Origin of the sequence: Sporomusa sp., from assembly GCF_035561255.1 — a bacterium.
Taxonomy (GTDB): domain Bacteria; phylum Bacillota; class Negativicutes; order Sporomusales; family Sporomusaceae; genus Sporomusa.
The window spans coordinates 1-11,904 of the sequence record NZ_DATMXX010000227.1 but is presented as its reverse complement, the minus strand read 5'-3'; the positions used below and the strand labels follow the sequence as shown (position 1 = coordinate 11,904).

The following is an 11,904-nucleotide window of genomic DNA, read 5'->3' as shown; positions in this document are numbered from 1 at the left end:
TCCACATACATTGTTATGTGAAGGAGTCATCATTGACTCAAATCTTATTTAAATATGTTTATATTATAGCATAAAAACTCAAATTGTCTAGTGATCAAATAACATTTTAAACATATTTTTTCATTAACTACTTACGGCTGCTCACGTGGCAGCTTATTACCACCTAGTTTGGCAACAAAGATGATGGCCAGAAAGATGACCACTATTCCACCAGCCATAACAGGTATAGTTAACATCTCGTGCGGCAGGTACTCGTACAGACCATACATGCCAAAGAAAATAAAACTGATAGCCGCAACCCATTTTACTAAGCCCTCGGGAATCTTTTTTCCTAAAACTACGCCGACCAGGATCCCGATTGCATTAGCTATCATCATACCGGCAGTTGTTCCTAACCATACAGGTATCATTTCATTAGCAAACTGAGCGGCCAATGCTATCGTAGCCAGTTGAGTTTTATCTCCCATTTCTGCAATAAAAAATGCAATCGTCACTGTCCAAAAAGGACTGTGGTGTGTATCTTTATCCTCGCCATTTAATTCATCACCCCGGATTGTCCATAAACCAAATATAATAAAAGAGGCCGCGGCAATAATCTGGACATATTGTAATGGAATAAACATGGTGAGGTAACTGCCAATAACTACGGCAAGCAGATGATTAAGTAATGTTGCTACAAAAACACCACCCATTACAGTTGGCCATGGATAACGTGTGGCAAAGGCCATACCTAATAACTGAGTCTTATCCCCCATTTCAGCAAGTATTACAAAGGTAAGTGCGGTCATAAATGCTGTCAAAGAATTTCCCCCTAACAAAATCCATACAATAATTATAGTATGACCAATCTCAGCAATATTTCACCCCAGAACTTTACATTTGCAGGTGATTAAGTTAATATGTTCCTATAAATAAAACAATGCTTACTAATAATACTCAGACTTGCAGCAAGGGCCAACAAGCACATAAAAGCCTATTTTGAAAGGATGATTTTAATGGAACTTAAGGAAGCTATTAACAACCGCCGTTCAGTCCGAAGCTACACTAATACCACTGTAGATAAGGCAACTATCGAAAAGTTATTAGACTCAGCAGTACAAGCACCCAGTGCCATGAATTCTCAGCCTTGGGCTTATGCCATAATCCAGGACGGCGCTCTTCTAAAAGAGTATTCTGACCGTAGCAAACATTATCTTTTGAGTATACTTGATCAAGTGCCGCAACTGAATAAATACAAAGCAGCCTTTGAAAACCCTGAGTTTAATATTTTTTATAATGCCCAATCCCTTATAATTATCTTTGCAAAACCCAGCGAACTTCATAGCAGTGAAGACTGTTGTTTAGCCGCACAGAATCTCATGCTGACTGCACATAACCTAGCCCTTGGTACGTGCTGGATCGGTTTTGCCCGCGCCTTTCTCAATCTGCCGGAAGTTAAAGCGGAGCTTCGTATTCCAACAGGCTATGAAGCTATCGCCCCGATCATTGTGGGCTACCCGCAGGTTAACCCACCTGCAGTCCCCAAAAAATCCCCTGAAATATTATTCTGGAAATAATACGAAAACCCGCAACCATCAAGGTCGCGGGTTTTCATTGTTTTTTCTGAGTAGTCATTAAGCCGAGTTCTGTTCCGCGTTAACGGCGACGATCATTTATCTTGGCCGGCAGTTGCCTGACGGCTCTAGCGACACAACCCGGAAGGATCAGCGGGCAGCTTCATCCCTTCCCTATTCGGTCTTGCTCCAGGTGGGGTTTACCTAGCCAATCAGTCACCTGACTGCTGGTGCGCTCTTACCGCACCGTTCCATCCTTACCCGGCACATGCCTGGCGGTTCACATTTCTGTGGCACTTTCCCTGAGGTCACCCTCGCTGGACGTTATCCAGCACCCTGCCCTATGGAGCTCGGACTTTCCTCAAATACACAATGTATTCGCGATCATCTTTCGTACTCAGACATCAATATCATTTTGGACTTTTAATAATATCATTAGTTAACGATCAAGTCAACAAACAATCAGCATTGCTTAAGCGCTTGGCGAATTGACTGTACCTTGGCAGGAATATCAACTGCCCCGACAATATCGGTAACGATCGCAATAATCTTGGCACCATGATGTTTAACATCCATAATATTGCCTTCTTTGATTCCGCCAATGCTGACAAATGGTATTTGATGGTTTTTAGCAACATACTCAAGATAGGCAAACCCTACTGGTTCACAAACATCTTTCTTAGTACGGGTAGCAAATATAGGGCCGACACCAATATAATCGATACACCCTAATGCCACTGCCGCCTTAACCTGCTCTGGCGAGTGGGTGGATAATCCAAGAATCATATCATTGCCAATTAACTCTCTAACCTTAGCCGGCGGCAAATCCTCCTGGCCAACATGTACGCCGTCAGCACCAATCAGCAGAGCCAAATCAATGTGATCATTAATAATGAAAGTGACACCGGCCTTCTTAGTCATTTCCCGTATTAACAAACATTCCTTATACATTTGTCCGGCCTTTTTGTCTTTTTCCCGATATTGAATTACTTTAATTCCAGCAGTAATTAATAATTGTACTACTTCAACATTGTTTCTGCCAAGGGAATATTCCTCGGCTGTCAAAGCGTATATGTCTGTAGTTAAAAAATTGGCCATACCAGGTTTTGGCATCAAATATCCCCCCTGTTTCATACGAAAATGGCATCTGCTTGTTGGCTGCTGCAATATGCTACTACTACCATCACCACATCTGCCAGTCTTTATAGACAGGCTGGTAATTACGAGAATATAACATGTCTGCCATCTCGGTTACGCTACGCTCGTCAGATATTTCAAACTGTCCGACAGCAGCCTCTTCTGAGTGGCCACCCACTGCCGTACATGACCCGGCTGACATTTTGGTAATTCCAAGTTTGAGCATATTATTACGTAGTGTTGCGCTCTCGCGTGTTGACAGCGTTATCCCCCCACGCGGCATAAACAATCGAAAAGCCAAAACATATTGAACCAAATTCTTATCACTCACAATAACCTTGGGTGGAAAGCCACCCACATGGGGTCTCATTCTGGGCGGCGATAGGCTAATCTCAATATCCAGGTAGTTTCGTTGCAAATAATCGGCATGTACACCTGTCAGAAAAGCCTCGCTGCGCCAATCACTAAGGCCTAACAACGCACCAATATTAACAGCACGCATAGCTGCCTGACAAGCCCGCTCGGGGGCGTCTAAACGATAACGATAGTCGCGTTTAGGCCCGGCTGGGTGTAACTCAGCATAGGTTTCTTCATGATATGTTTCCTGGTAGATAGTCATTCCATCCACGCCGGCCGCAACAAGTTCGCTATATTCGTCAGTATTGAGAGGATATATCTCAATGCTAATAGAGGTAAAATAGTCTTTTAATATTTGCACACAATCCTTGATATATCCAACAGAAGAATGATGCCGTGATTCTCCAGTAAGAATAAGGATATGCTTTAAGCCAGTTGCAGCAATGGCCTCAGCTTCGGACCGCACTTGCTCAAGTGACAGTTTTTTTCGCTCGATCGCATTATGGGCATGAAAACCGCAATATACACACTGGTTGACACAGTAATTAGCTAAATATAACGGTGTATACAGCAAGATAGTATGTCCAAACTGTTGCACCGTGAGGCGATGAGCCTGCTGGGCCATAGCCTCCAGATGCGCCTCGGCTTTAGGCGATAATAGTGTCAGGTAATCGAATACTGTTAAACGGTCTTTACTAATAATCCGTTGAATGTCGTTGTCAGTAATCTGCTCAAAGATAGCTGCGAAATCCAAGTCCCGGTATTTTAGCAATTCTTCATAGACACTCATATAAATCCTCCTTCCACAACATGGCCGTTATTCGTGCAGAAAACCAGTCAATGGCGACGAAGCAGCTGCATATCCCTGAATAGCACCAGGGCCGGCGAGGTATGCTTTACGGCCAGCAGCAACAGCTAAACCAAAAGCTTCAGCCATAACGACCGGATTGCTGGCAGTTGCTACCGCAGTATTAACAAGGACTGCCGCAGCTCCCATTTCCATGGCTTCAGCGGCCTCAGACGGACGACCGATACCGGCATCAACAATAATGGGCAAAGGAATTTCTTCGATAATAATCTTTACCATTTCTTTAGTTTTAAGACCCCGGTTCGTACCAATTGGTGCTCCCAGTGGCATAATCGCAGCCGCACCAGCTTCCATCAAACGTTTTGCAGACATTAAATCCGGACTCATATAGGGAAGCACAATAAAACCTTCTGCCGCTAAAACCTCGGTAGCCTTAATTGTTTCTATATTATCGGGAAGCAAATAGCGATTATCAGAAATAACTTCAATCTTAATCCAGTTACCACACCCGGTTGCCCTGGCTAACCGGGCAATGCGAACAGCCTCCTCCGCTGTTCTGGCACCTGATGTGTTCGGCATTAACGTACATTGTTTTGGTATGTAGCCCACTATATTCTCTTCGTTGTAGGCAGGGTCGATCCGCCGTAAAGCAACGGTTATCACCTGGGAACCGGAAGCGCTGACGACCTCGGGGATTATCCTGTTATTGGCAAATTTCCCTGTTCCTAAAAATAAACGACTGGACAGTTCCTTACCACCGATTGTTAAAATATCTCCAGCTAAATTTTTTTCCATAAGAAGTCATCCTCCCCCGACAAAAGTGACTACCTCAAGGCAGTCTTCTGGTTGTAAAGCAATGGTATGCCATTCTTCTTTATTAATTATTTTTTGATTATGCTCAATCACAATGACTTCCGGGTTAAAGCCTTGCTTAACAATAAGTTCAGCAATGCTAAGTCCGTCTAAGATCAGCAGTTCTTTGCCGTTCACAGTCAAACGCACGGTTTTCCCTCCCTTAAAAAAATAAAAAAGCACGTCCCCCACCTGGGTAATGACGCGCACAATTACACAAATTACACACGACCTCCCTCCGCAGGTATTATCCCGATCAGGTAATGGAGGTAAGGAACTTGCTAGTTCCACTCTCAGCCCATAACATGAGCTCCCTCGGTCACTAGATATTCTTTTGTATGATGATATTATATACCAGGATTAGGTAAATCGTCAAACCCTTTATACTTACAAATAACGTTTAAATAAACTAATAGATTGTAAATATATCTCTGGCGGTATTGTGGGTAATAATCGCAATATCCCAACTCTTCTTACCTGAACAATCGTTTAAATAGTCAGCTACACGTTCGATCACCGGTTGTTCAGTAGCAAAATGACCGGCATCAATAATAGCCAGCCCTTCAGCAACAGCCTGTTGCGCTTCATGATATTTTACATCACCAGTTACCAATACATCAGCTCCGGCAATAATTGCATTTTTAATCAGGCTTGCTCCGCTGCCGCCACATACTGCTACTTTTTTTATTAAAGTATTTACCGGCCCAGCGGCTTTTATTGAGTTGATATGCAGTGCTGTTTTGACGTGCCTGATAAAAAGATCAAGACACATTGGTGTAATCCTGCCTACGCGCCCCAACCCATAGCTTTCCGCTTTATTTATCAGCAAATATTCATCATAAGCCACTTCTTCATAGGGATGTGCTGCCAGCATGGCACGAATTACGTTTGATCGCAGACTCACCGGAAAAATAGTTTCCAAACGGCATTCATTCACAAACTCAAGTCTACCTTGTTCACCAATAAAGGGGTGCGATTCAATTAATGGTAAAAAGGTTCCTGTACCTTGAGTTTGAAAAGTGCAATGACTGTAATTACCGCTATGTCCTGCACCGGCCTCAGTTATAGCCGTACGCACCTGCTCAACATGAGAGTCAGGCACAAAAACAACTAATTTATGAACTTGTTCTTGATAACCAGTGGTTAGCGTCCTAATATCTTTTAACGCTAACTTTTGCGCTAATACATCATTGACGCCGCCATGAGCGCTGTCAAGGTTAGTGTGTGCGGCATATACGGCAATACCTGCTTTTATCAGAGCAGCCAGCATACTCCCCTGCGGTGAGTCATTACGAATGCTGGTAATACCTTTGAAGATCAGCGGGTGATGCGAGATAATTAAGTTCGCACCGGTTGTAATTGCCTCATTAACAAGGCTCTGATCCACATCTAAGGCAACAATAACTTTATGTACAGTTTGCGCAGGGTCGCCAAGCAGTAGTCCGACATTATCCCAGGCCTCTGCCAGGTGCTGAGGCGCCAGTTTTTCAAGCTCGTCAATGATATCCCGGCATATTACAGACATCGTATCTTTTCCTCCAACGCCTTAAGCCTAATGGTATATTCTCTGTATTTAGCTAATTTAACAGCATCGGCGCTGCCCTCCATAGCTAAAATCACGCCACGTAAATGGCCAATTAGCTCATTAATATGAAGCTTCAACAGCGGGTGTTTTGATTGCCAGAGCAGTGGCCCAATTTCATATAGTACAGGTTCAACCACCGGGCTGCCACCGGGTTCGGCAGCTATAATCTGATACAGCTTCCCTTCTTCCTGAACCAACTGCTCATCGACAATCTGCCATCCCTGAGTATGTAACCACGTGCGAACAAGTGCGGCAGCAATCATCGGCTGTAAAATCAGGCGTTTTACCTTGCTAGTTACTTCCGGACGGGAGTTTAAGATATCAATAATATTTGCTCCTCCCATGCCGGCAATAACCACAACCTCAGCTTCCCCGGGCTTGACCACCTCTAAGCCATTGCCAAGGCGGACTGAAATATGTTGTGTTAGCTGCACCGCCGCAACTGCATTCTTAGCCGATAAATACGGTCCCTGATGAATATCACCCGCGATGGCAGACGTAATAATTTTCTGTTCTACAAGGTATATTGGCAAATACGCATGATCTGTGCCAATATCAGCCATGGTAACACCAATAGGTACCATGTCGGCAATAGTTCTTAAACGCTGACCTAATCTCACTAAACAGCCCTCCCTGGTAAGTTGCTATTAGTTTCCCCTCGATGAATTAAATAACCTGCAGTATGATAGCAAAAAACCTGCGAAGTTAACTTCGCAGGTTTTTTTACTTTGTGGTGGGCGATGACAGGATCGAACTGCCGACATCCTGCTTGTAAGGCAGGCGCTCTCCCGGCTGAGCTAATCGCCCGTTTCGACTTTCGATTTTAGATCTTCGATAAAAATTCATCGAGTGTCTAACGTCGAATGTCGTAGTTGGTGACCCGTAAGGGAATCGAACCCTTGATACCGCCGTGAAAGGGCGGTGTCTTAACCGCTTGACCAACGGGCCATGTACGGATTAGTAGGAAGTTCTTCGCTACGCTCAGAACTAAGCGATTCACACGGCTTCCCGCGTCGCTCTGCTCCTAAAAACCCGGTTCACTGCTTATGGTGGGCCCACCTGGGATCGAACCAGGGACCAGCCGGTTATGAGCCGGCTGCTCTACCGCTGAGCTATAGGCCCTAGAGATATTAAAACAGGTTTTCCGAAGAAAGCCTGTTTTTCTGTTAATACCTGGCTCCTCGAGTAGGACTCGAACCTACGACCGATCGGTTAACAGCCGATTGCTCTACCAACTGAGCTATCGAGGAATATCGCCAACGTTGATTATTATAAAGCAATGTCTAACTTACGTCAAGTGATTATTTAGTTTTTACTCAAGAAAATCTTTTAGCTTTTTGCTACGGCTGGGATGGCGAAGTTTTCTGAGCGCCTTAGCCTCAATCTGACGAATACGCTCACGTGTAACACCAAAATACTGCCCAACTTCTTCAAGTGTTCGCGCCCGCCCATCATCTAAACCAAAGCGGAGACGCAACACCTTTTCTTCACGCGGTGTCAGTGTTTCAAGAACCTCTTCCAACTGTTCTTTGAGTAGCATAAAGGAAGCTGCTTCGGCCGGAGCCGGTGCATCCTGATCTTCGATAAAGTCTCCCAGGTGAGAATCTTCTTCCTCACCAATCGGAGTCTCCAGCGATACAGGTTCTTGAGCTATTTTCATAATTTCCCGTACCCGTTCAACGCTAACATCCATAGCCTTGGCAACTTCTTCAGGTGACGGCTCCCGACCTAATTCCTGCAGGAGCTGACGTGATACCCGAATAAGTTTATTAATGGTTTCAACCATGTGGACAGGAATTCGAATCGTGCGTGCCTGGTCAGCAATCGCCCGGGTTATAGCCTGCCTTATCCACCATGTAGCATAGGTACTGAACTTGTATCCCTTGTTATAATCAAACTTTTCTACTGCTTTGATTAAACCAAGATTACCTTCTTGAATAAGATCAAGGAAAAGCATGCCACGACCTACATAACGCTTGGCAATGCTTACAACCAACCTCAGGTTGGCTTCAGCCAGCCTGCGTTTAGCCTCCTCGTCACCCTGCTCCATACGTTTGGCCAGTTTAATCTCCTCGTCAGCAGTTAATAGTGGTACCCGGCCAATCTCCTTAAGATACATGCGAACAGGGTCATCAATACTAATGCCTTCAGGAATGGTGAGATCTATATCTACTTCTTCGGCCGTCGATTCAATCTCAGACATGTCTGGGCCTTCAATCAGTTCAACATCCGGAACTTCGTCAACAATCTCAATACCCTTGTTACTAAAGATTTCATACATATCATCAATCTCATCAGGGCTCATATCTTCAGTCTGCATGGTATCCATAATTTCAGAATACGTTAACACACCACGTTTTTTACCCTTGTGTAAAAGCTCATTGACTTGCTCACCTGACGTATTTTTCTTATCGGCCATAGTTTTCCCCCCTTCCTCTGGCAGTTAACGGTAACAAACAGTGTAGTACTCGATTGTTAGTGATGTAATTTGCTAATTTCATGTTTAATTCGCTGACTTTCCGCCAATTCCTGCAGAAAGCTACTATCCCCCATGCGTTCTAATTCATCGGCCATTAGCCGGTGTTGTTCATACATTGCGGTCAGATGTGCTAACCGAATTGTTTTAATACAGTCTTCAACAAACTTGACCACATCATCAAAGTGTATATCCATTAGCATAATATGTGAAAACTCAATCTTTGCTTTTTCACTTAGGCTGTCTACACCAGAATGAATTACCGTCTGTGTAATATTTTTTTCCATATTATACGCATTAAATATGAATTTAATAATCTCTTGCTGTAGAACGCCTTGTATTTCTTGTGATGAAATTTTAGCCAAAACATAAGGAATAAGAGTTAAATCATCGCACAACAGTCTGATAAGCTGCCGTTCCGCCTGCACTACTGCTGGAGGAACCTGCTTATATAAGAGGGCAATATTTATAGTTTTCCCGTTTTTTACATTTTTATCCTTTTTGAGTTGTACAATATACTTTGTTATCTCGCTTCTCAAAGCATTTTCATCAACAGCGAGTACTTGCGATAAACGGGTAATATGAGCGTTTACTTCGACTGCGTTATCGGCTTCAGCCAAGATAGGCGCTAATTTGCCGACAACAGCGATTTTTCCTTGGACGGTAGAATAATCATCTGATTTGAGCGCCCGATCAAGTTGATAATCTAGTAGCGGCTGAGCCGATACTAGAAGATTATTGAAAGCAGGACTGCCATGTTTTCTGATAAATTCATCTGGATCTTTCCCATCAGGTACTGACACTACTTTAATGGCTGCTCCTAGCGCTCGAACCGTTTCCAGCGCACGAACGGTAGCATTTTGCCCAGCGGCATCACTGTCATAAGAAAATAACAACTCGGCATTAAGCTTAATGAGATTTCTGGCTTGTTCAGACGTAAAAGCTGTACCTAATGATGCTACTACGTTTTTGATTCCATGGCTATAAAGTGTTATAACATCCATATAGCCTTCGACAATAATAACCTGACCAGAATCACGTATGTGCTTGTAAGCATGATCAAAGCCAAATAAAACATGTCGTTTGTTAAAAATCTCAGTCTCCGGAGAATTAAGGTACTTAGGCTGACTATCGTCTAGAACCCTGCCCCCAAAACCAACGATTCGTCCCCGCACATCACTTATGGGAAACATAATTCGACTACGGAATCTGTCATAAACCCCATCTCCCGAAGTGCGAGCGGCAGATAATCCTGATTTTAGTAGTATATCGAGGGCAATGCCACGTTCACAGAAAGTTAATGATAGCTTATCCCATGCAGGCGGCGCAAACCCTAGTTTAAAAAAATCAATCATTTCGGAGGTTATTCCACGCTTAGTCAAGTATTCGCGGGCAGCTTTTCCGTAATTGGTTTTAGTCAAACAGGCATGAAAGAAATCTCTGGCTAACTCATTTACCTGATATATTTTCGCAAGTTCCTGGTCACGAGCCTGCTCACGTGGTGACTTCTCCTTTTCCGGCAATGGAATATTGAGTTTTTTCGCCAGCAATCTTACGGCTTCAATAAAAGTAATATTTTCAACCTTCATTAAGAAATTGAAAACATTGCCGCCAGTCTGACAACCAAAACAATAAAAGAAACCCTTGTCCGGAGTTACCGAAAAAGATGGCGTTTTCTCATTGTGGAAGGGGCAGCATCCCCAATAATTTTTCCCCTTCTTCTTTAGTGATACATAGTCGGAAACCACGCCGATAATATCACTCTCTGACCGCAATCTATCGATAAACTCATCGAAAACTGCATCTTTCATAAGATTCACCTTATCCAGGCAATGACAAATTCCCTGCTTTGTTTTTATGGTTTCGAATATGCAAATAGTTCCAAGCTTTGACTTTATTCTACATTGAGACTAATATTCCTGCCAAAGGGATGCAAGTCATGAACAAAGTTGTTTATAGAGCCTTTCTTATCATCTTTTAATTTAATAATTATTATTCAATATAAATGACAAAATTCCTCTTTTAGATCTTGACAAAGGTGAACATTTTTGCTCAAGAAAAAAACAGAGCTCGCGTATAAGCTCTGCAAACTATCTGGACATCCCCCATGTAGCCGGAATGAATAGTTTCTCAAATTGTTTAATAGCATAGAGATCAGTTAAACCAGCGATGTAGTCAACCACAACCGTCTGCAAGCCCCATTGTTCTTCACGCTCTAAGAATTCCGGTGGTAAGCTCCCAGGGTTGGTTATGTAGTACTCAAACAGCTTACTGACAACATATTTGGCTTTTTTCCGGTCAGGCTCAAGTTCAGCCGAATGATAGATTTTTTTAAACATAAATTCCCTAAACTCACTCATTGCTGCTTTAACCCGGCTGGACATAATAATCTCATTCTTTCCTTCGGACTCAGTAATAATATCTGATACCATCACCGTTATCATGCTTGAGGGATTTGTGCCCAATACTTTACTTACACATGATGGTAGGTTTTCCGGCTTTAGCATACCTGCCCGGATACCATCATCATAATCATGGCACAGGTACGCAATACGATCACCACTGCGCACAATATTCCCTTCAAGTGTAAAAGGTTTGTTATCGCCAGTATGATTTAAGATACCATCTCTGACCTCTACAGTCAGATTAAGCCCCTGCCCACCTCGTTCGAGATATTCTACTACTCTCAAGCTTTGCTCGTTGTGATTATAATGGCCGATAAGTTCGCGTAGCGCATACTCCCCGGCATGGCCAAAGGGGGTATGCCCAACATCATGCCCTACTGCGATTGCTTCAGTCAAGTCCTCGTTAAGCATAAGGCCACGGGCAATTGTCCGGGATATCTGAGCAACTTCTAAACTGTGAGTCATACGCATGCGATAATGGTCTCCGGGAGATATATATACCTGTGTTTTATGCTTAAGACGTCTAAAAGATTTACTATGAATGATCCGGTCCCGGTCTCGCTGAAAGGCGGTACGGAAATCACACAACGTTTCTTCCCTGTCCCGGACGGCATCATGACTTTTTGCGGCATATGCTGATAATATTTTAAGCTCCAGTTCCTCAATACGTTCGCGGACTTTCATACAGCACTGCCCCCCTTTCCTTATATGTATTATAACATTATTTACCT

The 11,904-nt window shown here is 43.5% G+C and carries 11 protein-coding genes, 4 tRNA genes, 1 other RNA gene and 1 riboswitch; of the genes, 1 reads left to right on the top strand and 15 read right to left on the bottom strand.

Translation table 11 applies throughout. From position 1 onward, the window contains the following. Positions 1-131 precede the first annotated feature (131 nt). Positions 132-800, bottom strand: coding sequence for a TMEM165/GDT1 family protein (locus VN379_RS12380; RefSeq protein ID WP_325534253.1), 669 nt, complete (start codon positions 798-800; stop codon positions 132-134). 195 nt (positions 801-995) lie between these two features. Between VN379_RS12380 and VN379_RS12375 the strand changes: the two genes are divergently transcribed. Further along, positions 996-1,556, top strand: coding sequence for a nitroreductase (locus VN379_RS12375; RefSeq protein ID WP_325534252.1), 561 nt, complete (start codon positions 996-998; stop codon positions 1,554-1,556). A gap of 43 nt (positions 1,557-1,599) precedes the next feature. On the opposite strand, the gene rnpB is transcribed toward VN379_RS12375, so the two are convergent. The 14 genes from rnpB to VN379_RS12305 all read right to left on the bottom strand — a co-directional run bounded on the left by rnpB (position 1,600) and on the right by VN379_RS12305 (position 11,857). After that, an RNA gene (rnpB, locus tag VN379_RS12370) (RNase P RNA component class A) lies at positions 1,600-1,953 on the bottom strand. A 62-nt stretch (positions 1,954-2,015) separates the two neighbouring features. Continuing rightward, the gene (gene thiE / locus VN379_RS12365; protein WP_325534250.1) at positions 2,016-2,666 is read right to left on the bottom strand and encodes a thiamine phosphate synthase; all 651 of its coding nucleotides are present in this window, start codon (positions 2,664-2,666) and stop codon (positions 2,016-2,018) included. Between the two features lie 70 nt (positions 2,667-2,736). Beyond that, a complete protein-coding gene (gene thiH, locus VN379_RS12360) occupies positions 2,737-3,837 on the bottom strand; it encodes a 2-iminoacetate synthase ThiH (protein WP_325534248.1) in 1,101 nt (366 codons plus the stop codon). A gap of 27 nt (positions 3,838-3,864) precedes the next feature. Further along, a complete protein-coding gene (locus VN379_RS12355; protein ID WP_325534246.1) occupies positions 3,865-4,650 on the bottom strand; it encodes a thiazole synthase in 786 nt (261 codons plus the stop codon). Between the two features lie 6 nt (positions 4,651-4,656). After that, on the bottom strand, positions 4,657-4,857 hold the full coding sequence (thiS, locus tag VN379_RS12350; protein ID WP_325534244.1) for a sulfur carrier protein ThiS: 201 nt from the start codon (positions 4,855-4,857) through the stop codon (positions 4,657-4,659). Between the two features lie 66 nt (positions 4,858-4,923). Further along, a riboswitch (TPP riboswitch) is annotated at positions 4,924-5,034 on the bottom strand. A gap of 82 nt (positions 5,035-5,116) precedes the next feature. After that, positions 5,117-6,232 carry a Nif3-like dinuclear metal center hexameric protein gene (locus VN379_RS12345; RefSeq protein ID WP_325534242.1) on the bottom strand — a complete coding sequence of 372 codons (1,116 nt, stop codon included), beginning with the start codon at positions 6,230-6,232 and terminating at the stop codon, positions 5,117-5,119. Then, positions 6,223-6,912, bottom strand: coding sequence for a class I SAM-dependent methyltransferase (locus VN379_RS12340; protein WP_325534240.1), 690 nt, complete (start codon positions 6,910-6,912; stop codon positions 6,223-6,225). Before VN379_RS12340 ends, VN379_RS12345 begins: the two co-directional genes overlap by 10 nt. Positions 6,913-7,023: 111 nt before the next feature. Beyond that, a tRNA-Val gene (locus tag VN379_RS12335) sits at positions 7,024-7,099 on the bottom strand. Between the two features lie 66 nt (positions 7,100-7,165). Continuing rightward, a tRNA-Glu gene (locus tag VN379_RS12330) sits at positions 7,166-7,240 on the bottom strand. Between the two features lie 99 nt (positions 7,241-7,339). After that, positions 7,340-7,414 (bottom strand) — tRNA-Ile (locus VN379_RS12325). Between the two features lie 52 nt (positions 7,415-7,466). Then, positions 7,467-7,542 (bottom strand) — tRNA-Asn (locus VN379_RS12320). Between the two features lie 62 nt (positions 7,543-7,604). Then, positions 7,605-8,711: an RNA polymerase sigma factor RpoD gene (gene rpoD / locus VN379_RS12315; RefSeq protein WP_325534238.1), complete on the bottom strand. Its 1,107-nt coding sequence runs from the start codon at positions 8,709-8,711 to the stop codon at positions 7,605-7,607. 56 nt (positions 8,712-8,767) lie between these two features. After that, positions 8,768-10,579, bottom strand: coding sequence for a DNA primase (dnaG, locus tag VN379_RS12310; protein WP_325534236.1), 1,812 nt, complete (start codon positions 10,577-10,579; stop codon positions 8,768-8,770). Between the two features lie 279 nt (positions 10,580-10,858). After that, positions 10,859-11,857: a deoxyguanosinetriphosphate triphosphohydrolase gene (locus VN379_RS12305; protein ID WP_325534234.1), complete on the bottom strand. Its 999-nt coding sequence runs from the start codon at positions 11,855-11,857 to the stop codon at positions 10,859-10,861. Positions 11,858-11,904: the final 47 nt, after the last annotated feature.

What these genes read in the sequence shown, in the direction of transcription:
- dnaG (WP_325534236.1), bottom strand. Translation starts at nt 10,579, where the DNA reads ATGAAAGATGCAGTTTTCGATGAGTTTATCGATAGATTGCGGTCAGAG.
- thiE (WP_325534250.1), bottom strand. Translation starts at nt 2,666, where the DNA reads ATGCCAAAACCTGGTATGGCCAATTTTTTAACTACAGACATATACGCT.
- rpoD (WP_325534238.1), bottom strand. Translation starts at nt 8,711, where the DNA reads ATGGCCGATAAGAAAAATACGTCAGGTGAGCAAGTCAATGAGCTTTTA.
- VN379_RS12305 (WP_325534234.1), bottom strand. Translation starts at nt 11,857, where the DNA reads ATGAAAGTCCGCGAACGTATTGAGGAACTGGAGCTTAAAATATTATCA.
- thiH (WP_325534248.1), bottom strand. Translation starts at nt 3,837, where the DNA reads ATGAGTGTCTATGAAGAATTGCTAAAATACCGGGACTTGGATTTCGCA.
- VN379_RS12375 (WP_325534252.1), top strand. Translation starts at nt 996, where the DNA reads ATGGAACTTAAGGAAGCTATTAACAACCGCCGTTCAGTCCGAAGCTAC.
- VN379_RS12345 (WP_325534242.1), bottom strand. Translation starts at nt 6,232, where the DNA reads ATGTCTGTAATATGCCGGGATATCATTGACGAGCTTGAAAAACTGGCG.
- VN379_RS12355 (WP_325534246.1), bottom strand. Translation starts at nt 4,650, where the DNA reads ATGGAAAAAAATTTAGCTGGAGATATTTTAACAATCGGTGGTAAGGAA.